Raw genomic sequence first — 23519 nt, forward strand, 5'->3', positions numbered from 1 at the left:
AATAATCTGCTTGGTTTTTAAATGGACTTCAGAGATCGCATTTAAAAAATTCTTTCTATTTACGAATCATCATCACGAACAGAAGATGGATGACGGTTAAGTGCCATCACTTCAATGTCCATGTATGGATAGAGAGGTAAACCTTGTAAAATATTGTGCAATTCTTCATTGCTCTCGACATCAAAAATACTAATGTTTGAGTATTGGCCTGTAATACGCCAGATGTGGCGCCATTTACCTTGTCGCTGTAAGTCTTGCGAATAGGCTTTTTCAACAGCCTTAATTTCATTCGCTTTGTCGGCTGGCATATCAAGTGGAATATGCACATCCATACGTACATGAAATAACATGGGAAACTCCTTATCCTGTTGCCTTAACGACGTAACTTTTCAACTTTATCTTCATCAATTTCAATGCCTAAGCCCGGAGCCGTTGGCAAGTGCAATTCAAAGTTTTCGTAACGTAGTGGCTCTTTTAAAATTTCTTCGGTAAGCAATAACGGACCAAATAATTCAGTACCAAACGCTAATGTTTCAAAGGTTGCAAACGCATGAGCAGAAGCCATGCTACCTACAGGGCCTTCAAGCATAGTGCCGCCATAAAGATCAATTCCAGCTAAGCCTGCAATTTTGGCTACTTCACATGCTTCGATCAGACCACCAGACTGTTCAATTTTTACGGCAAATACATCTGCACCATGACTTTTTGCAATACGGTATGCGCTGTCGGGACCAGTTAAAGCTTCATCTGCCATAATTGCGACATCAAAACGCTGTGTTAGGCGCGCAAGAGCTTCAGTGTTCTGAATAGCACAAGGCTGTTCAATTAAATCAATCCCGCCATCTTGTAGCTGTTGAATACCTTGAATACATTCCAGCTCTGACCATGCACGATTTACGTCAACACGTACACTAATATCTGCACCGAGTGCTTTTTTAATTGCAATCACATGATCAACATCGTGTTGCAAAGGGCGTGAACCAATTTTGAGTTTGAACGTGTTATGGCGTTTTAACTCAATCATTTTTCGAGCTTCAGCAATATCTTTTTCTGTGTCACCAGACGCGAGCGTCCAAAGTACAGGTAAACTATCACGCAGACGGCCGCCTAAAACTTCACTTAACGGCACGCCTAAACGTTTTGCCTGAATATCAAGTAGAGCAGTCTGAATGGCACATTTCGCGAAACGGTTACCATTAATATTTTTTCGAATCAGTTTTAGTGTTTGAGCAACGTTTAAATCTTTAACTGATGCGAGTAATGGTGCAAAGTAAGTATCAATATTGGCTTTGACACTTTCAGGACTTTCTTCACCATAGTTCAGTCCACCAATGGTGGTCGCTTCACCCCAACCTACAATACCATCCGTGGTCGTAATTTTAACGAGCACCAAAGTCTGAGTACGCATGGTAGTCACAGACAACTGGTGAGGACGGATAGTTGGAATATCCACAAGTATGGTTTCTATGGTTCTATACATGAAGTTTCAACTATTTCAAACTTGTTTACATACCATAGAAGAATGTAATAGCCTAAAATAGATATAGAACGGTATTTTAAGATACTAAAAAGGTATATTAATGGAATTAAGACATCTACGTTATTTTGTTACCGTTGTTGAAGAACAAAGTCTGACTAAAGCCGCAGAAAAGCTTTTTATTGCTCAGCCACCACTCACGCGTCAAATCAAAAAGCTAGAGGAAGAGTTAGGCATTGATTTGTTTGTGAAAGGCTCGCGTCCATTAAAGGTGACAGAGGCAGGGCTGTTTTTTTACCAACATGCTGTTCAGATTTTAACGCATACGGCTCAAGCAGCTTCGATGGCTAAAAAAATGAAGCTGGTCGAGAATGTTGTTAAAGTTGGCTATGTGAGTTCGCTTCTTTATGGACGATTACCGCAGGTCATTTATCTATTTAGACAAAAAAATCCTGACATTTATGTCGAGCTTATTGAATGTGGCACACGAGATCAGGTCGAAGCTTTAAAGTTAGGAAAAATTGATTTAGGTTTTGGCCGCTTACCAATTAGTGACCCAGCCATTAAGCGACTTCTACTTCGAAAAGAAAAATTAAAACTCGCGATTCATAAAAAACATCCTTTAAGTGAGTTCCAAGAATCAGGAATTTATTTATCTCAAATTATCAATGAGACAATTTTTTCTTATCCAACCACACCTAAACCGAACTTTTCGACTACTATTCAAGCTTTATTTACCAAATTAGGTCTTGTTCCTGCCAAACTGACTGAAGTCCGCGAAATTCACATGGCACTCGGTTTAGTGGCATCGGGTGAGGGTATATGTATTATTCCCGAAAGTGCCTGTGACATTGGAATGAAGAATTTAACTTATTTAAATATCTTGGATTTAGAAGCCTATAGTCCCATTTCTCTATCGATGCGTAACATGGACCAAAGTTCATACATTCCTAAAATCTTAGATTGTATTGAAGAGATCTATAGTCAAGAAGAAGTATCTAGAAATCTAAATTTATAACTTTTTAATACGTTTTAAATTGAATTATCATGTTATTTTAAAACTTTAAACCTATAGGTAATATGTAAAAGGAATTATTGAATGAGAAAAATTTTAGGGATAGCTTCACTTATTATGTCTACTGGTGTTGTACATGCTGAACAATTAAATGAACAAGAAAAAATTTCTCCGTATAGTGCGAATATTACTTTTGCTAGCCAATACATTTCACGTGGTTTTCAACAAACTTGGGGCAAGCCTGCATTACAAATTGGTCTAGATTATGCAAATCCGAATGGATTATTTGTGGGAACTTGGGCCTCGAATGTAAGTTCTAACTATTTGCGAGATGCTTCAGTTGAGTGGGATGTTTATGCAGGTTATATCAAAACTTTCGATAAGTTTTCGGCCGGAATGACGGTTTTTTATTACTACTATCCGGGAGCTGAAAGCACGCCTGAAACGGGGAATACAAGCTATAACTATGGAGAAATTGTGCCTCAAATTGGTTATGGACCTTTGACTCTTAAATATTATATTACCTATACCCCAGATTATGCAGGCTATAACTCCGATACGATGGGTGGCCCAGCAGGTAAACGTTCACGAGGAACAACTTATTTAGACTTAACTTTTACTCAGCCTATCAATGAGTCTTGGACTTTTAGTGCTCACTATGGTTATGAAAAAATTAAAAATTTTTCGGAAGCTAATTTTCAGGATATGAAAGTCGAGCTGATTAAAGATTTAGGGGATGGCTGGACTACTGGCTTAGCCTATACTAAAGCCTGGGATAAAGATGGGTTTTATAAGAAATATACTAATGGTGAACCCGATGCACCAATTTCAAACCCGATTGATTCGACATTTACTGTCTCAGTTAAAAAAGTATTCTAATTTATAAATAAAAAAGCCTGATGACTTTATTTTGAATAATCAGGCTTTAAATAGAAAATATATAAAAATTATTTTTTAATTAAATCGTAAGCCATTTTGGTGTCGTCCAGCTGAACAAGTGAAGCATGCCGAGCAGAAAGCGGATCTTTATTTTCAATTGCAGTTAAAATCGCTTTATGTCTAGGTAACGAATGGCCTTGTAAATTTGGGCGTAGACTGGTGACTTGAATGGATTGTTGTAAAGGTAAAACCAGCATTTTTGACATATAAGCCAATAAGTCATTATGCGTTGCTTTAGCAATTGCTAAGTGAAACTGGATATCGGGTTCTATAAACTCTTCAACTGTTGTCGCTTTTTCCATCCCATCATAGGCATGTTTAATGCGTTCAATATCTTCTTCGTTTGCCGTACTTGCCGCAATATAAGCCAGTTCTGGTTCCAAAACGCGTCGTACAGTAGAAAGGGTTTTAAAAAACTCATGTTCAGGCGTCGTTTGAATCAACCAAAATAATACATCCGGATCGAGTAAATGCCACTCTTCTTTAGGCCTCACCACCGTCCCAATTTTGGGTCTTGAGTAAGTTAAACCTTTAGCGTTTAAAACACGGATTGCTTCGCGAAAGACAGGACGGCTGACTTTATATTCCTCACATAAATCAACTTCACTCGGGAGTTTTTCATTTTCTGAGATTTCACCAGAAACAATTTTTAATCCCAATTGTTGAACAATTAATGCATGTTGGCTTTTGCTTGGAATAGGATTTTTATAGTCAGCTTTACTCATATTTCACTATTACGACATGTTGAATATCCTATGGTATAGATGACCTTGTGTTTTAACAAGATCATCTTTTTCAAGAATAAATATTAATGGGAATGGCGTGGAACTTCTGAGCCTCGGCAACCGACCAAGAAATCAAAATCACAACCTTCGTCTGCTTGTAGAACATGTTCTACATAGAGTTTGCGGTAGCCGCCAATAAAACTTGGCGGTGCTGGAGGCGCTAAATTCTCAAGACGTTGTTTAAGTTCTTCATCACTCACTTCTAGGTGAAGTTTTCCTGCATAGGCATCGAGTTCAATAAAGTCACCATTTTGAACTACGGCTAAAGGCCCGCCTGCCATGGCTTCTGGGGCAACATGTAAAACGACCGTGCCATACGCTGTTCCACTCATACGTGCGTCTGAAATACGGACCATGTCTGTAATGCCTTTAGCTAAAACCTTTGGAGGCAATCCCATGTTACCCACTTCTGCCATGCCCGGGTAGCCTTTAGGACCAGCATTTTTCATCACAAGAATACAAGTTTCATCGACATCAAGATCTGGGTCATTAATGCGGGCTTTATAATCATCGAAGTTTTCAAATACGATTGCACGACCGCGGTGTTTCATCAGTTCCGGTGTTGCGGCAGATGGTTTAAGCACCGCACCTTTAGGCGCTAAATTACCGCGTAAAATACACATACCGCCATCTTGTCGAATTGGGTTATCTATTTTCCGAATCACTTCATCGTTATAAATAGGTGATTGATGGCAGTTTTCCCAAATGGTTTGACCGTTTACGGTTAAAGCCTGTGGATGTGGCAAAAGATTGGCTTCACCCATGCGACGAATCACGGCTGGCAAGCCGCCGCTATAATAGAACTCTTCCATTAAAAAACGGCCTGAAGGTTGTAAGTCAACAATGGTTGGCATGCCGCGGCCAACACGGTTCCAGTCATCAAGTTGTAAATCAACCCCAATGCGTCCAGCAATTGCTTTTAAATGAATCACGGCATTGGTTGAACCGCCAATAGCTGCATTGACTTTAATCGCATTTTCGAAAGCTTCTTTGGTTAAGATTTTAGAAAGGCGTAAATCTTCATGAACCATGTCAACAATACGCATGCCAGAAAGATGAGCCAACACATAACGGCGCGAATCTACCGCTGGAATGGCTGCATTGTGTGGTAAAGAAGTGCCTAGGGCTTCAGCCATACACGCCATTGTAGAAGCCGTGCCCATGGTATTACATGTACCAGCTGAGCGTGACATACCAGATTCGGCAGACAGAAATTCATTTAAATCAATTTTGCCTGCTTTGAGTTCTTCATGCATTTGCCAAACGATTGTACCTGCACCAATGTCTTTACCTTTGTGCTTACCGTTAAGCATAGGTCCACCAGTCACTACAATGGCAGGAATATCACAGCTTGCAGCACCCATTAATAGTGCAGGGGTGGTTTTGTCACAACCTGTCAGTAACACCACACCGTCAATAGGGTTACCTCGAATCGCTTCTTCGACATCCATACTGGCTAAGTTACGGGTAAACATGGCGGTAGGACGCAAATTCGACTCACCATTTGAGAACACTGGAAACTCAACAGGGTAGCCGCCCGCTTCTAAAATCCCTTTTTTTACATGTTCTGCAATTTTTCGAAAATGCGCATTACATGGGGTGAGTTCAGACCACGTATTACAAATTCCAATAATCGGTTTGCCTTGAAACTCATGATCTGGAATTCCTTGGTTCTTCATCCAGCTGCGATACATAAAGCCATTTTTATCCGTTGTACCAAACCAGGCAGCCGAACGAAGAACTTGTTTGTTATTCATACAAATTTCCCTATATAGTATTACTATTAGAATTAATTAAATTAAAAATACACCATAAATTTTATTTTTAAAAGGTTTGAAATTTAAATAGTATTACTATATTTTAAATTGAAAGGATAATTTACGAGCAAGATGCTCTATAAGTAAATAATAGGAAATGGAGTCGAACATGGATTTCGAAAAGGATGTAATACGGACGGTCACGTTTAAGCTGATACCTGCATTAGTCATACTATATCTGGTGGCATATATTGATCGGGCCGCTGTCGGGTTCGCTCATTTGCATATGGGTGCCGATGTAGGAATTGGTGATGCTGCCTATGGTCTAGGAGCTGGCTTATTTTTTATTGGATATTTTCTTTTTGAAGTTCCAAGTAATTTGCTTTTAGACAAATTTGGTGCTCGTAAATGGTTTACCCGCATTTTATTAACATGGGGCCTCATCACCATGGCCATGGCGCTTATTCAAGGCCCTAAAAGTTTTTATCTCTTAAGGTTTTTACTAGGTGTAGCAGAGGCGGGTTTTTTTCCTGGTGTTTTATACCTAATTACACAGTGGTATCCGGTGCGACATCGCGGAAAAATCATGGGAATGTTTGTGCTTTCACAACCCATTGCCATGATGATTGCAGGGCCTTTAGCTGGTCTATTACTTGGAATGGATGGCATTGCAAACTTACATGGTTGGCAATGGTTATTCATTGCAGTCGGCTTACCTGCGGTTTTATTGGCTTTACCGACATTTCTCTGGTTACCTGATAACATTGATAAAGTGAAATGGTTAAGCATTGAACAAAAACAATGGCTTAAAAATGAACTTGTTAAAGATGAAGCCGAATATGACCAAACCCGACATGCCAATCCACTACATGCTTTAAAAGACAAACGCGTACTTTTATTGGCATTGTATTACCTACCAGTGACTTTAAGTATTTACGGTTTAAATCTCTGGTTGCCTTCTATTATCAAGCAATTTGGAGGCGGTACTGATCTTCAAATTGGGTTCTTATCTAGCATTCCCTACGTTTTTGGAATTATTGGACTCCTCATTATTCCGCGTAGTACTGACCGCCTGAACGATCGTTACGGACACTTAAGTTTTCTCTACGCCCTAGGCGCTTGTGCAATGTTTTTAAGTGGTTGGCTAAATTCTCCAGTTATGCAGTTGGCTGCTTTGGCCGTGGTTGCGTTCTGTCTATTTTCATCAACTGCTGTGTTTTGGACATTACCGGGCCGTTTCTTAACAGGCGCAAGTGCAGCGGCTGGCATTGCCTTAATTAATTCTGTCGGAAATTTAGGTGGCTATGTCGGGCCATTTGGCATCGGACTTTTAAAAGAATACACAGGAAATATGGCTGCTGGTTTGTATTTCTTATCTATCGTTATGCTTTTTGGCCTGATTTTGACTTACATCGTCTATGCCAAGCTCGAACGTCAAAAAACACAAACAGTGAATATTCAAAAGCCTTTGTAAGGAATAAAACATGCAAATTATTCAATTTGAAAATCGTGTAAATCAACGTGCTGTTGCCAAAGTAGAAGGCAACATGGCATATCCGGTTAAAAATATTCAATCGGTTCGTGATTTAGCACTTTTGGCAATCCGCAATAAAGTTTCGTTAGAGCAACAAGTTGAGACATTAGGGTTTGAATCAGAAACCTATGATTATTCATCTTTATTAGCTGACTTAAAGGTACTGCCGCCTTTAGACCATCCAGATCCAACGCATTGTTTAGTTTCGGGTACAGGTTTAACTCATTTAGGTTCTGCATCAGCACGCGACAAAATGCATCAGCAAAATTTAAGCGATGATAGCTCAGTGACCGACACCATGCGGATATTTCAATGGGGACTACAAAAGGGGCGTCCAGCACAAGGTCAGATCGGGGCGCAACCGGAATGGTTTTATAAAGGCGACGGTTCAATTGTGGTAAGGCCGGGAGCAGAGTTGCCTTTACCTCCATTTGCCGAAGATGGCGGCGAAGAACCTGAAATCGCAGGCCTATATGTGATTGGAGAAGACTTAAAGCCTTACCGAATTGGGTTTGCGCTGGGCAATGAATATTCTGACCATGTGATGGAACGTCGTAATTATTTATATCTGGCGCATTCAAAATTACGTTTTTGTAGTTTTGGTCCAGCTTTACGGACAGGCGAATTACCAAAACATTTAGTCGGAACCAGCCGTTTACGCCGTGATGGACAAATCATTTGGGAAAAAGAGTTTTTGTCGGGTGAGGACAATATGTGCCATAGCTTGGCAAATCTGGAGTATCACCACTTTAAGTATCAACAATTCTTAAAAGCAGGGGATGTTCATATTCACTACTTCGGTACAGCCACTTTATCTTTTGCCGATGGTATTCAAGCGCAAGTTAATGATGAGTTTGAAATCGAAATGAAAGAATTCGGTCTTCCCCTTAAAAACAAACTTGCTCATACACAAGCAGAGTTACCGATCGGTTCAGTTATAACACTTTAAGGAATTTAAAATGGTCATCGGACACAACTTTATTGGTGGTTCACGCAGTGCACAAAGTTCAACTTTATTAAAAAGTATTCATGCTACGACAGGTGAAGCTTTGCCTTATGAATTTCACCATGCAACTGAGCAAGAGATCAATCAGGCCTGTGAAGCAGCGAGTAAAGCGTTTAAGACTTACCGTCATACATCACCTGAACAGCGTGCTATTTTTCTAGAAAATATTGCCGATGAACTCGATGCTTTGGGTACAGATTTTCTTGAAATCGTATCACAGGAAACCGCTTTGCCACTTGCACGCTTACAAGGTGAGCGTGCCCGTACCAGTGGGCAAATGCGCCTGTTCGCTAAAGTGTTGCGCCGTGGTGATTTTTTAGGTGCCCGTATTGATACGGCTTTACCAGAGCGCCAGTCTTTACCTCGTCCAGACTTGCGCCAGATTAAAATCGGTGTTGGCCCTGTGGCAGTCTTTGGGGCAAGTAACTTTCCGCTCGCCTTTTCAACCGCTGGTGGTGACACTGCTTCGGCACTCGCCGCAGGTTGTTCTGTAGTGGTGAAAGCCCATAGTGGTCACATGGCCACAGCAGATTTTGTGGCTCAGGCAATCGAACGTGCCGTAGAAAAATCAAATATTCCAAAAGGTGTATTTAACATGATCTACGGTAATGGCGTAGGTGAACCTTTAGTGAAGCACCCTTTAATACAGGCTGTAGGTTTTACAGGTTCACTTCGTGGTGGTCGCGCTTTATGTGATATGGCAGCAGCCCGCCCACAACCGATTCCAGTCTTTGCTGAAATGAGCAGCATTAACCCGATGCTGATGTTGCCAGAAGCCTTAAAAAAACGTGGTGAAAAAATTGCGCAGGACTTGGCAGATTCAGTGGTTTTAGGCTGTGGTCAGTTCTGTACCAATCCGGGTTTGATCTTGGGAATAAAGTCAGCTGAATTTAGCCAGCTCATTAGCAACCTGAGCGAAATTATGGACGCTAAGCCTGCGCAGACTATGCTAAATGCCGGAACCTTAAAAAGTTATGCAGCGGGTCTTGAGCACTTAACCGAGCATCAAGGCATTGAACATTTAGCAGGTCAAACCCAGCAAGGCAATCAGGCACAACCTCAACTTTTTAAAGCTGATGTTGAATTATTGCTAGCAGGTGACCAGCTTTTACAAGAAGAAATCTTTGGGCCAACCACAGTCATCATTGAAGTTGAAGATAAAGCCCAACTCATTCAGGCCTTACAAAGCATGAATGGGCAACTGACCGCGACTTTAATTGCCGACGAAGCAGACTTAACAGAATTTGCAGATGTGGTTCCAGTTTTAGAGGAAAAAGTAGGCCGTTTACTCATAAATGGTTATCCAACGGGTGTTGAGGTGTGCGATGCCATGGTGCACGGTGGACCATACCCAGCGACTTCTGATGCAAGAGGTACATCAGTTGGAACATTGGCCATTGACCGTTATTTGCGCCCAGTCTGTTACCAGAACTACCCGCAAAGCTTATTGCCAGAGGCTTTAAAAGACAGCAACCCGTTGCAGATTTTAAGGTTGGTGAATGGTGAGATGACCAGAGAAGCGATCTAAAATAAAAAAGAGACCACAAGCTGGTCTCTTTTTTATATTCTGAAGAATAAATTTATAGCGGAGTAGGCAAATTAAGCACGACCTGCGCATCTTGAATAACATCTAAGCGGAGAATTATCTAGCGTAGATTTTATATATAAATAAGGTTAGAAAAGATGAAATATTTGTATTTTTCTAATTTGTAGAAAACTTATCTAGAGTAAAAAAACATAGAATGTATAGTTGTTTTTAAGAGTAATAAGTAAATTATTCATTACGATAACTTAAAAGTTAAAATAAATTGGTTCTTTTCATAAGTTTATTTAGCAATACTTCTAAAGAAAAATTTAAATTAAATAGATAATTTTCTTTAAACGATAACAAGAGAGTAAATTTAATGTACTAATGAATAAGTGATTGAAATTTCTAAAGTTTATTAAAATTTTAAATCATTAAGGAGCTACTTCTTTAACAATACCTTCTATTGTCAAAATTCAAATGAGAAAAACTCATAGATTGAATACTTTTACTCACTTTTTATTAAATTATATTTATGAGATTTTAGGGCTTTCCTGAGAAATGGATCATAATTGAAGAAATTCACACCATTTGTGACGAGAATATCTGGCTTACTTACTATTACAATGTTCAAAAGTTTGTTTTTATAGTAAATAGCTGGATAAAAGAACTCGAATTGGAAAAGAGTTTTAAAGGAAATGGGACAAATTAGGAGTGTCCATGAAAATTAAGCCATTGCCGCCAATGAACAGCTTAATTGTATTCGAGGCAGCCGCACGCCACCTCAGTTTTACAAAAGCTGCAAATGAATTGAATGTTACTCAAGGCGCTATCAGTCGACAAATTCGACAGCTCGAGGAATACCTAGGTAAGGAATTATTCTTAAGAGCTAATCGAAATATTTCCCTAACTCCTACCGGACTCCAATACTATCAAACGATCTATAGTGCTTTATTAGATGTTGCTCAGGCTACTGCTGAAATCAAGAAATGGCAAGGAGAGCATCAAATAACTGTGGCTACGACCAATGCTATGGCCGCTCTTTGGTTACTACCGAAAGTGGCTGCTTTTCAACAGAATAATGAGGGCGTAGATTTAAGAATTTTAACGACAGACAATATTTCAGATCTGCACAAAATGGACTTCGATTTGGCATTATTTTATTGCCGTGTTCCTCCAGCAGGTATGAGAGTTACTACTTTATTTCCTGAAGAGGTTTTTCCTGTTTGTAGTCCAAATTATCTTGCTCAATTTAAAGAAGATAGTTCTCCAGAAGAGATTTTTGGAAAAGCTCTATTATATCTAGATGATGCTCAAAAAGATTGGATTACTTGGTCAGAGTGGTTTGAAGCAGTAAATTATCCTATTGTAAAACCAAAAAATAGGGTGAATATCAATAACTATCCAATGCTTTTACAGGCGGCAATTAATGGTCAGGGGGTGGCTTTGGCGTGGGGTTCACTCGTGGATGATTATTTACAAAGTGGTGCTTTAGTTAGACCTGTTGAGACTGTTCTTCGTACTCAAGCAAATTTCAGTATGCTGGAACCAGCAGATAGGGGAGTTATTCCTTCTAGTGTTAAGCATTTCCGCAGTTGGCTGCTAGATCAATTACCAGGCCAAGTTGGGCAAAAGGGTTTAAATTAAAATTTAAGAAATAAAAAAAGAGCTCAATAGAGCTCTTTTTTTGGTACTTAATTTTCAATCACGAGTGGAACTTTCTGTTCTGCTTTTTCATCCTTATTCTGAGTTGCAGTTTTACAGAAATCAGGACGAATATGTTCTGGCATCATGACCCAAGCCTGAGGATCACGCCGTAAACTTTTCATAAGAGAAACACACATTATTCCAAGCAAAATAGAGATAGGAAAACCAGCTATTACACAGGCAGTTTTAATTGCTGATAGCCCACCAGCTAAAAGCAATCCGCCACTCACTAAGGGAATAATAGTGGCCCAAATTAAGCGAATAGTTACGGAGGGATTGGTTGAACCATTTGTATCTAGGAAACATAAAACTAGAGCTCCGGAGTTGGCTATAGTAATAATGTGGATAGATAACAATAAACACAGTAACGCGCTAAGAAACAGTGTAGTTGTATGATTGGTTGAGATATGGTCAAAGAATACAAATACCGCACGTGCAGGATCTTCTTTAGTTGCTTCAGCAATCGTCATCTCATGTTTAGTTGTTTTCTCTACAGGAGTAGTCGACTGTGTGGTAGGAACAACTAATTCTTGAGCAGCTGGTTGATGATTTGCTTTTTCGATTTTGAGCGCAGCACCACCAAATGCAGCAATCCAGATAAAGGTAAGTAATGTTGGAGCGGCAAGAGAACCTAGAATCACTTCGCGAATAGTGCGGCCACGAGAAATACGGGCAATAAATAAACCTACAAATGGACCCCATGTCATCCACCATGGCCAGTAGTAAGCTGTCCACCCACTTTGCCAACCTGAATCTTTTTGTGCATCACTCCACAAGCTCATACCTACGATATTTTGGAAATAATCGCCTAGACCTTCAAAGAATGTATTAAAGATAAATCTTGATGAGCCGATCAAGATAACAGCAATGACTAAGAGATAAGATAAAACCATATTGCCTTCAGCAATAAATTTAAATCCTTTACTAATTGCAGATAATAAAGAAAGAGTTGCTAAGACGCCTAAAACAAGGACTAAAACTAATTGGATCTTAACGTCGATATTAATACCAAAACTATGATTTAAACCCACATTTAGTTCTAAAATTCCCATGCTGACTGCTTGGGAGACACCAAAAGCAGTAATTACAATAGTAATGATGTCTACAAAGTTGCCAATAGGTCCATAAATTTTATCGCCAATAAAAGGATGTAAAATAGATCGACAAGCTAATGGTAAATCTTTACGGTAAGCGAAATAACCTAACGCTACGGCTGATAAACAAAATAGTCCCCATGGGTGTAATCCCCAGTGGAAGAAAGTCAATTGCATTGCCATTCGAGCTGATTCATCTGAAAGTCCTTTTGTAAAAGGATTACTTACATAATGACTGATTGGCTCTGCTACGGACCAAAACATAAGACCAATACCCATTCCGCAAGAGAAGAGCATACAGATCCACGCGATATTACTATATTCTGGTTTCTCGTCATCTTTTCCTAAGCGTATGTGACCATAACGACTCATACATAAATAAATTAGAAAAGCTAGTAACGCAGTAGCTAGGAGCAGGAGATACCATTTTGCATTCTGTAAAAGCACGTCTGAAATTAACTGGAAATATTCGCCTGCTTGCTTTTCTTTAAAAATACAAAAGGCGATAAAGATAAAGAGCAGTACTTTAGAAACAATGGTAACAGTTGGATTAAGCCCCTGCAGGGCTTTTGTTGTTGTACGCATAACTCCTCCTTGGATGCGCTACAAGCAGCTAAACCTTTAGCTGTTGAATTTGTATTTACAGAGTAATGAGGAGTACAAAGTTAGCTCAACCGATTTATTCTCACTAATGACTGAGTTTTTGTAATAGATTGATCAATTTTTAAATAGAGGAGACTAATTATTTGGTAGCTCAAATAATTCATAAAAATTTAGAGAAATATAATAAAAATAGGGATGCGAACATCCCTATTGTTTAGAATTAATTTAAGTTTCAGTTACATATCGAGTATCTGCTTCCGTTAAACTTTTCTCTTTAGGTTTCTCAACTGGTTTTTGCTCAGTTTTACAAGAATCAGGACGAACATGTTCTGGCATCATGACCCACGCTAATGGATCTTCCCTTAAGCTTTTAATTAGTGAAATACAGGTAATTCCTAAAAGAATGGATATCGGGAAACCTGCAATTACACAAGCTGTTTGAATAGCTGATAGTCCGCCTGTTAAAAGTAATCCTCCACCTATTAATGGGATAATAATGCTCCAAATGAGCCTAATAGCTACAGATGGGTTAGTAGCGCCATTGGAATCCAGAAAGCAGAGCACAAGTGTGCCTGAGTTAACTAGCGTAATGACGTGAATAGCTAGTAATAGACAGAGCAGAGCACTCAAGAATACTTTTGTGTTATGACTAGAAGCAAGATGATCAAAAAATACAAACACAGCTCGTGCTGGTTCCTTTTTAGTTGCTTCTGCAATAGTCATTTCATGTACGGGAGCTACTGGAGGAGGGGTCGCTTGTGAAGTAGTTACAACAACTTCTTGAGCAACAGGTTGATGATTGGCTTTTTCAATTTTGAGTGCAGCGCCACCAAATGCAGCAATCCATAGGAAGGTCAAAAGTGTGGGTGCGGCAAGTGAACCTAGAATGACTTCACGAATCGTGCGACCACGAGAAATACGTGCAATGAAAAGACCAACAAAAGGTGCCCAAGTCATCCACCAAGGCCAATAGTATGCAGTCCACCAATTTTGCCAACCTGAGTCCTTTTGTGCATCACTCCATAAACTCATACCTACAATATTTTGTAAATAATCACCAATTCCTTCGAAAAAGGTATTCAAGATATAGTGAGTTGAGCCAATGAAAATAATAATAAAGACTAATAAATAAGAAATGATCATGTTGCCTTCAGCAATGATCTTGAATCCTTTACTAATTGCAGATAATAAAGAAATGGTAGCTAAGGCACAAAGAATTACGACCATTACGAGCTGAATTTTGACATCTACACTAATGCCAAAAGTGTGATTAAGTCCGGTATTTAATTCAAGTATTCCCATACTTAGTGACTGTGAAATACCGAAAGCAGTAATTACGATAGTGATGATGTCGACGATATTACCTATCGGCCCATAAATTTTATTACCTATTAATGGGTATAAAATTGAGCGCATGGCAAAAGGTAAATTTTTACGATAAGCAAAATATCCTAAAGCAACCGCTACTAAACAGAATAATCCCCATGGATGTAATCCCCAATGAAAGAATGTCAGCTGCATCGCCATCCGGGCAGATTCATCTGAAAGTCCTTTAGTAAATGGATTACTTGCATAGTGGCTGATTGGTTCTGCTACTGACCAAAACATCAGGCCAATACCCATCCCACATGAAAAGAGCATGCAGATCCAGGCAATATTACTATACTCGGGTTTTTCGTCATCCTTTCCTAAACGAATATGGCCATAACGGCTCATACATAAATAGATAATAAATCCTAATAAGAAAGTTGCTAAAAGTAGAAGATACCATTTTGCATTTTGTAATAAGGCACTTGATATCAGCTGAAAATATTCACCTGCCTGTTTTTCCTTAAAAATGCAAAAAGCGATAAAAATGAAGAGTAATAACTTCGAGACAATAGTAACAGTCGGATTAAGCCCTTTCATGACTCCTGTTGTTGTACGCATAACTACTCCTTGGATGCGTTTCCAACAGCTAAAAAAACGATTAGCTGCTTAATACTAATAATACAGGGTAGTAAGGTGGGAGAAGATTGCTCAACTGATTTATTCTCACCGACTAGTGAGTTTTAGTCATGGATAGCAATTATTTTTATAAAAATCGTAGTGGCTAAATCTGTTTCTCACGTATGAGAAAAACTCATATATGCCTAGCTAAAAAGTCGTTTGTCGGATGAATCGATATTTAACACAATCTCTAAAGAAATAGCAGAGTGTGCAAATCATCTCAACGCAGGGAGTTCTGCGTTAGTTTTAAATATATGGAGATCATCAGATGAATAGTCGAGTTAGCCAGCAATTAATTACGGTTCAGCAAGTCGATAACGTTTTGAATCCTATTACTGAATCAAATGGTATGCCAAATTTAGCATATACCAGTAACGAATATTTTAATTTTGAACGTGACAATATTTTAAGTAAAACTTGGGTATGTATTGGTTTTTCTTCAGATTTACCTAAAAATAGCTATGTGAAGCCTGTTAATTTTATGGGCATGCCTTTGGTAATGATGCGTAACCGCGAAGGGGAAATCCAAGTTTTCCATAACGTTTGTAGCCATCGCGGTATGATTTTGGTGCAAGAAGAAGGCACTATTGAAGGTGTGATTCGTTGCCAATATCACTCTTGGAGTTATGACCTAAACGGTAACTTAAAAGGTACTCCACATGTTGGCGGAATTAACCAACATAAAGATGAACGCTTTAAATGTGAAAAACATGGTTTAAAAGCTCTTCGTTCAGCAATCTGGATGGATATGGTTTTCGTCAATATCTCTGGTGATGCACCAACTTTTGAAGAGCATATTGCACCACTAGTTGAACGCTGGAAGCCTTTCTTGGGTGAAAATGGTTTAGAGCTTATTCGTAGCAGTAAAGTAGGTTCAACTTTTGAGTTACCTGTAAAAAGTAACTGGAAACTTACAGTTGAAAACTATTGCGAAGCTTATCACTTACCATGGGTACACCCAGCATTAAATACGTATTCAAAACTTGAAGATCATTACAACATTATGTTCGAAGATCGCTTTGCTGGTCAGGGCAGTTATAAATATAACTTGTCAGCTACAGCGGGTACGCATTTACCAAAATTCCCAAGCTGGCCAGAAGATCAATTGCGTCATGCAGAATATGTAGCTGTGTTCCCGAACGTATTGTTAGGTATTCAAGCTGATCATGCATTTGCAATGATGATTGATCCAATTGCTCCAGAACAAACAATTGAAAAATTACGCCTCTATTACGTTGGTGATGAGTCACTTGACCCTAAATATGATGCATGCCGTGAAGCAACTTTAGAATCATGGAAAGTTGTATTTGCTGAAGATGTATTTGCAGTAGAAACCATGCAAAAAGGTCGTCATTCACCTGGTTTTGGTGGTGGAGTTTTCTCTCCAGAGATGGATTTACCGACTCACTTCTTCCAAAAATGGTTGGCGACTCAAGCTAAAAAAGCTTTGGAGGCATAATATGCAACATTACCTCAACTACGTTGATGGCCAATGGCGAGATGCTTCTCGCCAATTGGAAGTTATCAATCCAGCAACTGATAAAGCTTTTGCAACAGTGGCTCGAGCAAGTATCGAAGATGCAGATGCTGCAATGGCGGCAGCACGTCGATGTGTAAATAGTGGAGCATTAACAGATGTGCGTCCTGCAAAGCGCACAGCATGGATGTTAAAAGCTGCAGAAGCGATTCGTGAAATTGCTGAAGAGGGTGCATTAATCCTGTGTCGTGAAAATGGCAAAAATATTGATACTGCGCGTGAAGAGTTCGATGAAGCTGCTCGCTATTTTGAATACTACGCTGGAATGGCAGATAAAGTTGAAGGTATCTCGGTACCTTTAGGTAAAGATTATGTCGATTTCACATCATATATTCCAATGGGTGTATCGGTTCAAATCGTACCTTGGAACTTTCCTGTTTCGATCTGTGCACGCTCATTAGCACCTGCTTTAGCTGCTGGTAATGCGGTTGTAATTAAGTCACCTGAAGTTTCACCTTTAGGAATGATTTTACTCATCAAAGCTATTGAGAAAGCTGGTTTTCCACAAGGTGCAGTGAACTTACTTTGTGGTAAAGGTTCAGAAGTTGGTACTCATCTGGTTAAACATCAAGATACGAATCAAATCGTATTTACTGGTTCAGTTCCAACAGGCCAACGCATTTTGAAAGATGCAGCTGAACGTGCAACACCTTCAGTAATGGAATTAGGCGGTAAGTCAGCTGCAATTGCTTTTGCTGATGTTGATCTTGAGCAATTACTACGTAGCGTTAAAGTCGGAATTTTCTATAACTCTGGTCAAGTTTGCTCAGCGATGTCTCGCTTATTGGTTCACCGCAGTCGCTATGAAGAAGTTAAAGCAGCAGTCGTTAATCTTGCAGAGAGTTTAACGGTAGGTATTGGCGAAAGTAATGCTGAACTTACTCCAGTTGTATCTAAAGATCAGCAACAACAGATTCTTGCCATGATTGATAAGGCACGTGAAGAAGGTGCCAATGTTTTAACAGGTGGGAAAGCTGCAGATCTAGAAGGTTACTTCGTCCTGCCAACAATTATTGAAGCAAAAGATGATATGTCGATTGCTCAAGAAGAAGTTTTTGGACCTGTAATGGTGATCATGCCATTCGATGACGAAGACCAGGCAGTTGCAATTGCAAATGGTACGGACTTTGGACTTGTTGCAGGTGTATTTGGTGAAAATCTGAATCAAACACTTCGAGTAGCAAACCGTCTTATTGCGGGTCAAGTCTTTGTTAACGAATGGTTTGCCGGTGGTATCGAAACACCATTTGGTGGTGTGGGTTTATCTGGTTTTGGTCGCGAAAAAGGGCAGGAAGCCATCTACAGTTATGTTCAAACTCGTAATATCGGTATCCGTTTGAAACATAGCGTGTAATTTGTAAGAAATAAGGGAAATAGACAAGATGAGAAAGTGGTTATGTATTGTCTGTGGCTGGATCTATGATGAAGCTAAAGGCTGGCCTGATGACGGGATAGCACCAGGAACAAAATGGGAAGATATTCCAGATGACTGGATGTGTCCAGAGTGTCAGGTGGGTAAAGCTGATTTCGAAATGCTTGATATCACAGATATTGAAGAGGACGAAATCCCTCAAGTAGCAGCCGCTGCAGTTATTGAACCAGTTGTTATTATTGGTAGCGGCTATGCTGGTTATCAAGTGGCTTCAACTCTACGTGCACAATCTCCAAACTTGTCTATCACCGTATTTACTGCTGATGATGGTGCTTTATATAGCAAACCAGCTTTATCTAATGCTTTAGCATTAGGTAAAGACGGAGACAGTTTAGTTCGTGAGTCTGCTCTTAGTTGGGAACAACGTTTAAATATCCGCGTTTATCCACATACAAAAGTAACTCATATTGACCGTGCCAATAAAAAGCTTCAAACCACTATTGGTGATTATCCTTACGGCAGACTCGTACTCGCTACTGGGGCAACACCAGTTGTAATTCCAATTGATGGTGATTCGTCTGCAACATTAAGCGTAAATGATCTAGCGGATTATCGCCGTTTCCGTCAGCAATTATCTAATAAAGAGCATGTCACAATTCTGGGTGATGGTCTCATCGGCTGTGAATTTGCTAATGATTTAGCTGCACATGGTATCAAAGTTACAGTTGTCGGGCTTGGTAAATGGGCAATGGAACGTCTTATTCCAGAACCTTTAGGTCATGCTCTACAAAATGCTCTAAGCCAGTTAGGCGTAGAGTGGAAATTACAAAATAGTATCCGTTCTATTCAATCTGCAAACGGTCGCTACCAGTTAACACTCCAAGACGGTCAAAGTGTTGAGACTGACTTGGTATTAAGTGCCGTAGGACTGAGACCGAATATTGCACTTGCTCAAGCAGCTGGTCTAGAAACAGCACGTGGTATTTGTACCGGACTTGATCATCGTAGTAGTGATCCTGCAATTTTTGCTTTAGGTGATTGTGCAGAAGTGAACGGCCAGTGGGCACCTTATATCAACCCAATCACGCAAGCATTACCAGCTTTGGTGAATAATCTTTTAGGTCAGTCAACTGCTGCAGATTTGAAATCAACACCAGTTTTAGTAAAAACACCAATTTTGCCGCTTTCTGTTTTGCCAGCAATGGGAACAGGTGAGTGGAAAGTGGAACAACATGACGGCGAATTAGCTGCAGGTTTTTACAATGAACAAGGCAAATTAACAGGCTTTGCCTTACTTGGCCGCCAATTACAGCACCATCGTAGCGAGTGGCTTGAAAAACTAAATTCGTGTCCATCCACAGTTTAAGTTAAGGGAATAACAAAATGATTGCTTTACCAAATGATGATAGTACCTGTGGTTGGTATGCGGCATTACCTCCAGCAGGTCCTGCTAAAAAGTTAATAGGTCCACAAAAAGCTGACTATGCCATTATCGGAGCAGGCTTTGCAGGCTTAGCAGCAGCTCGAAGATTAGCTGAACTCAAACCGAACGCCCGTATTATTTTAGTTGATGCACAACGTGTAGCAGAAGGTGCTTCCGGTCGTAACTCAGGGTTTGTAATTGATTTACCTCATAAGTTTGCGTTATCGCATCCTGACCCTTCTCATAAGCAAAAATTATTAAGTCTGAATCGTTCAGCAATTGCTCAATTACAAGGCCTCGTGGAGCGCCATAACATTGATTGCCAATGGTCTGCCGCCGGTAAATATCAAGGTGCTGTAGGTGAGCGTGGTGAAGCACATCTCAATCATTTTGAGCATCTAATGAAAGATTTAGGTGAACCATATCGTTGGGTTGAAAAAGCAGAACTTAAAAAAGTTTTAGGTATAGATTTTTATAGTCGTGCGATTTTTACTCCTGGTTCATATTTGATGCAACCAGCAGCTTTAGTGCGTGGTATGGGTGACCACTTACCAGACAATGTGGAGTTATTAGAGCAATCACCAATTCGTAGTTTGCAAAAAAGTAATAACCAATGGCTATTACAGGGTGACCATGGGTCAATCACAACACCGAAAGTATTGCTGGCAACTAGTATTTTTACTCGTGAATTTGGTTATTTGAAGAACCGTTTATTACCAGTTATGACCTTTGCGAGCTGGACGCGTCCATTAACTGACCAAGAAATGAAAGTTTATCAGGGTGAGTTAGATTGGGGGCTTACTCCAGCTGATCATGCTGGGACAACGTTAAGAATGACAGCAGATCGCCGTATTCTAATCCGTAACACTTATAAGCATGTCCCAAAATACGGTGCAAATGTAAGTGATGATAATCGTCGTTGGATACAAGAAGATCATCGCAAGGCATTTTTAGCTCGTTATCCGAATTTAGCTAATGTTCCATTTACCCATACATGGGGTGGTGTTTATGCGATTTCTCGTAATTTCACTAACTTCTTTGGGGAGTTAGAAGACGGCGTTTATGCGAGTGCTTGCGACAATGGTGTAGGAGCAGCATGGGGCACAATTTCAGGAACGTTATTGGCTGATCTCGTTGTTGGCTCAGATTCCCAAGCTTTAAAAGATATTCAGTATGTAACTGGTATGCCTAGTTTAAATCCACCAGAACCGTTCTTAGGTTTAGGTGTTAGAACACGTATCAGATTTGAAAAATGGCGCAGTCGTAGTGAATTGTAAGCGGGAGAAATAGATGAAAGAAGTAAAGTTAGTTGATAGCGCTCAACTTAATTTCAATTTACGTGGCGAAACACCAGATGGTACGGCTTATGTTGCAAGAGCATTAGGAGCTGATGTTTCCCCAAATATGGGTATTGGTTTTGCACGTTGGGAAGGGGCAGAGGTAAGTTGGAAATTACTTTATGACGAAGTCATTTTTGTAATTGAAGGCTGTTTTGAGCTTACTGCTAACGGTCAAAAATATGAAGTTCGTCCAGGACAAATGTTGTGGATTCCTGAAGGAACCGAGCTAATTTATGGTGGACATGCGGTATTTGGTTACGTAGTACATCCAGGTAACTGGAAAGAGCTGCACGGAATTGCATAAAAGAAACGACCCATATTGTTCAGGAAAAAATAATGTGGGTCGTTTTATTCTTTCTGAGAACGTAGCTTTGAATTAGGGCTAATACAAATTAACGAAAATTTTAAATTTCAGGAGCTTCTCCTGAACAGGGAAGTGTTGTCTGAAAAAAATAAGCAGAGGACAGGAAAGGTTTTCTGCAAATCTTCATTTAAACAAGGATTTGTAAATGAGCAAGGTCTATTTAACACTTGGATTTGGGTTAATTTCAGTTGGAATGGCGTTACCTGCTTTTGCCGGAGTAACTTTTGGAGATCCTAAAAGTGATACGGGTGCTTTAACAATTTCAGGTGCTTTACGTGGGAATTATCAAGATAAGGATTACGGCGAGTCTGCATCAGATCAGAAAATAAAATTTGATGCAGCTATTTTAAGGCTAGGTTATGAGTCACCCGACTGGTTTGGAAAAGTCGAATATCGTTGTTATCAATACGATAAATTCTGTGATTTCTCGACTCTAGTTTATGGCTATGCTGGCTACCATTTAAACGCGACAGATCATATTACTGTAGGTGTGCAACCCATTCCTTTCGGTCCAGGTCGTTTTTGGGATAGCAGCTTTTATGCTGGTATTAACAACACAATGGGTTTGCAAGATGCTTCCAATTTAGGTGCGAACTATCACTTTGAATTACCGTCTGCGACTAAAGTAGATTTGGCTTATTTTGCAACTGATGGTGGTAACTACCACGGAAGTAGTAAAGACTCAGCACGTTATACGGCTAATGTTGTTACCTCATCTGATCCACTCAAAACAAACCTGAATGAAAAAAACATGTGGATGGCACGTGTCGATCAAGATCTTAAGTTTTTAAGTACAGATGATCTCAAAGTATCGGTGGGGGGAAGTTATTGGTATTCAGACATTGAGAATAAAAAAACTTCTGTTGATGGAAATCGAAACACTTGGGCTCTATTTAACCGTATTAACTATAAAAATCTGAATGTCGTGCTTACTGGAGGGCGACAATCTATTAGTAATAAAGATGCATTAAGTCCAGCTAGCTCAACTTTCGGTTCTTTTGATGGCGAATATGACATTGCGAACAAAGGATATTTCTATACTGTTGATACGAGCTATGTTTTTAAGAATGTTAAAGATTCGCTCAATGTTACGCCGTATGTTGTTTTTAGTGGTTTTAACAAGAAAGAAAATGGATTTGATGACTCTCAGCGCAACATTGTTGGCGTGGCGTGGGACTATAAAAATATTTCTTTATATACCGAATATGTGATGAGTAAAAACGATCCGTTTGTTGGCGGCAATGGTAGTTCTCTTGCAGCAGGTGATGATGGGAAGTGGAACAAACTCCTCAATCTAATGTTGATTTATAGCTTCTAAAAGTTTGTACAGGTTTTTCATTTATCAATTTTCAGGAAGTTTAAAAGCTTCCTGAAGTCGTTTAGGAATAATAAAAATGTCTTCACCATTTATTAGTACATTTATTTTATTTTTCTCATTACTTAATCCATTCCTCATGAGTATCTATATGATTGGGCTAATCCGTCATACAGAAACCAGAGTATTTAATAAGGCTTTGATTCAAGGAAGCCTCATTGCATATGTGGTATTTCTTTTATTTGCATGGGGTGGTGAAGCAATTTTTAATAGGTACTTAAATGTAAGGTTTGAATCATTTCTAATTTTTGGTGGCCTGATTTTTCTGGTGATTGGATATCGGTATGTATTTCAGGGTGCCGATACTATTGGAGAAATGCGAGGAGCACCTGAACATTTGGCTGGCACAGTAGCTATGCCATTTATGATTGGTCCTGGAACAATTAGTGCAGCTGTAGTTACAGGCATGAGTATGTCTCTTTTAGAGGCGGCTATAGTGATCGCCTTAGTACTATTTGTGAGCTGTAGTGTTTTAATAGCAATGAAATTTTCTCATGATCACTTACGTTATAGCCATGCCAAATATATTGATCGTTATTTTGATATTGTAGGGAGGTTAGCTGCTTTATTAATTGGAACAATCGCAGTCGATATGATTGTAAATGGTGTTACACGTTTGATTGATAAAGTTTGATAAAAGTAAAAAGTCACAGCCAAAATAGTATGGCTGTGACTAA

Annotated in this window: 19 protein-coding genes and 1 pseudogene; 14 read left to right on the forward strand and 6 right to left on the reverse strand. The window is 39.5% G+C overall.

Going from position 1 to position 23519, the window contains the following annotated elements:
• Positions 1-59: 59 nt before the first annotated feature.
• Both catC and catB read right to left on the reverse strand, forming a co-directional pair.
• Complete coding sequence (gene catC, locus SOI76_RS08130) at positions 60-350, reverse strand: muconolactone Delta-isomerase (RefSeq protein ID WP_000897235.1); 291 nt, start codon at positions 348-350, stop codon at positions 60-62.
• A gap of 23 nt (positions 351-373) precedes the next feature.
• A complete protein-coding gene (catB, locus tag SOI76_RS08135; RefSeq protein ID WP_104078764.1) occupies positions 374-1480 on the reverse strand; it encodes a muconate/chloromuconate family cycloisomerase in 1107 nt (368 codons plus the stop codon).
• Positions 1481-1580: 100 nt separating this feature from the next.
• Here catB and catM point away from each other — a divergent pair, with 100 nt between their 5' ends.
• Entirely contained in the window at positions 1581-2495 is a 915-nt protein-coding gene (gene catM / locus SOI76_RS08140) for a LysR family transcriptional regulator (protein ID WP_104078763.1), read from the forward strand.
• An 81-nt stretch (positions 2496-2576) separates the two neighbouring features.
• Positions 2577-3371, forward strand: a complete 795-nt coding sequence (locus SOI76_RS08145; protein ID WP_205668348.1) for a TorF family putative porin — start codon at positions 2577-2579, stop codon at positions 3369-3371.
• Between the two features lie 68 nt (positions 3372-3439).
• On the opposite strand, the gene pdhR is transcribed toward SOI76_RS08145, so the two are convergent.
• Positions 3440-4156, reverse strand: coding sequence for a FadR/GntR family transcriptional regulator (gene pdhR / locus SOI76_RS08150; RefSeq protein ID WP_002113901.1), 717 nt, complete (start codon positions 4154-4156; stop codon positions 3440-3442).
• Between the two features lie 83 nt (positions 4157-4239).
• Positions 4240-5973, reverse strand: a complete 1734-nt coding sequence (locus tag SOI76_RS08155) for an IlvD/Edd family dehydratase (RefSeq protein ID WP_104078762.1) — start codon at positions 5971-5973, stop codon at positions 4240-4242.
• A 169-nt stretch (positions 5974-6142) separates the two neighbouring features.
• On the opposite strand from SOI76_RS08155, the gene abaQ reads away from it, so the two are divergent.
• The 4 genes from abaQ (at position 6143) to SOI76_RS08175 (ending at position 11685) form a co-directional block, all read left to right on the forward strand.
• Positions 6143-7447 carry a multidrug efflux MFS transporter AbaQ gene (gene abaQ / locus SOI76_RS08160; protein WP_032003735.1) on the forward strand — a complete coding sequence of 435 codons (1305 nt, stop codon included), beginning with the start codon at positions 6143-6145 and terminating at the stop codon, positions 7445-7447.
• A 10-nt stretch (positions 7448-7457) separates the two neighbouring features.
• Complete coding sequence (gene araD1, locus SOI76_RS08165; RefSeq protein ID WP_104078761.1) at positions 7458-8456, forward strand: AraD1 family protein; 999 nt, start codon at positions 7458-7460, stop codon at positions 8454-8456.
• A 10-nt stretch (positions 8457-8466) separates the two neighbouring features.
• Complete coding sequence (locus tag SOI76_RS08170) at positions 8467-10041, forward strand: aldehyde dehydrogenase (NADP(+)) (protein WP_104078760.1); 1575 nt, start codon at positions 8467-8469, stop codon at positions 10039-10041.
• Between the two features lie 717 nt (positions 10042-10758).
• Positions 10759-11685, forward strand: a complete 927-nt coding sequence (locus SOI76_RS08175) for a LysR substrate-binding domain-containing protein (RefSeq protein ID WP_000695009.1) — start codon at positions 10759-10761, stop codon at positions 11683-11685.
• Between the two features lie 47 nt (positions 11686-11732).
• Here the strand turns inward: SOI76_RS08175 and SOI76_RS08180 are convergent, their stop codons facing one another.
• Both SOI76_RS08180 and SOI76_RS08185 read right to left on the reverse strand, forming a co-directional pair.
• A complete protein-coding gene (locus SOI76_RS08180; protein WP_104078759.1) occupies positions 11733-13424 on the reverse strand; it encodes a BCCT family transporter in 1692 nt (563 codons plus the stop codon).
• Between the two features lie 243 nt (positions 13425-13667).
• Positions 13668-15371: a BCCT family transporter gene (locus SOI76_RS08185; RefSeq protein ID WP_057070266.1), complete on the reverse strand. Its 1704-nt coding sequence runs from the start codon at positions 15369-15371 to the stop codon at positions 13668-13670.
• 328 nt (positions 15372-15699) lie between these two features.
• On the opposite strand from SOI76_RS08185, the gene SOI76_RS08190 reads away from it, so the two are divergent.
• The 8 genes and pseudogenes from SOI76_RS08190 to SOI76_RS08225 all read left to right on the forward strand — a co-directional run bounded on the left by SOI76_RS08190 (position 15700) and on the right by SOI76_RS08225 (position 23476).
• A complete protein-coding gene (locus SOI76_RS08190; protein WP_104078758.1) occupies positions 15700-16890 on the forward strand; it encodes an aromatic ring-hydroxylating oxygenase subunit alpha in 1191 nt (396 codons plus the stop codon).
• Between the two features lies 1 nt (position 16891).
• A complete protein-coding gene (locus SOI76_RS08195) occupies positions 16892-18322 on the forward strand; it encodes an aldehyde dehydrogenase family protein (RefSeq protein ID WP_044103496.1) in 1431 nt (476 codons plus the stop codon).
• Positions 18323-18350: 28 nt separating this feature from the next.
• Positions 18351-18512, forward strand: a pseudogene (locus tag SOI76_RS08200) (rubredoxin); the annotation flags it as partial.
• A complete protein-coding gene (locus SOI76_RS08205; protein WP_228289834.1) occupies positions 18501-19706 on the forward strand; it encodes an FAD-dependent oxidoreductase in 1206 nt (401 codons plus the stop codon). The pseudogene SOI76_RS08200 and the gene SOI76_RS08205, both read left to right, overlap by 12 nt.
• Positions 19707-19723: 17 nt before the next feature.
• Positions 19724-21040 carry an NAD(P)/FAD-dependent oxidoreductase gene (locus tag SOI76_RS08210; RefSeq protein WP_104078757.1) on the forward strand — a complete coding sequence of 439 codons (1317 nt, stop codon included), beginning with the start codon at positions 19724-19726 and terminating at the stop codon, positions 21038-21040.
• A 13-nt stretch (positions 21041-21053) separates the two neighbouring features.
• The gene (locus SOI76_RS08215; protein ID WP_000665859.1) at positions 21054-21407 is read left to right on the forward strand and encodes an ethanolamine utilization protein EutQ; all 354 of its coding nucleotides are present in this window, start codon (positions 21054-21056) and stop codon (positions 21405-21407) included.
• Between the two features lie 205 nt (positions 21408-21612).
• Entirely contained in the window at positions 21613-22785 is a 1173-nt protein-coding gene (locus SOI76_RS08220) for a hypothetical protein (protein WP_000049454.1), read from the forward strand.
• A 76-nt stretch (positions 22786-22861) separates the two neighbouring features.
• Complete coding sequence (locus SOI76_RS08225) at positions 22862-23476, forward strand: MarC family protein (protein ID WP_000097917.1); 615 nt, start codon at positions 22862-22864, stop codon at positions 23474-23476.
• The last annotated feature ends 43 nt before the right edge of the window (positions 23477-23519 follow it).

It is taken from the genome of Acinetobacter pittii (assembly GCF_034064985.1).
Taxonomy (GTDB): domain Bacteria; phylum Pseudomonadota; class Gammaproteobacteria; order Pseudomonadales; family Moraxellaceae; genus Acinetobacter; species Acinetobacter pittii_H.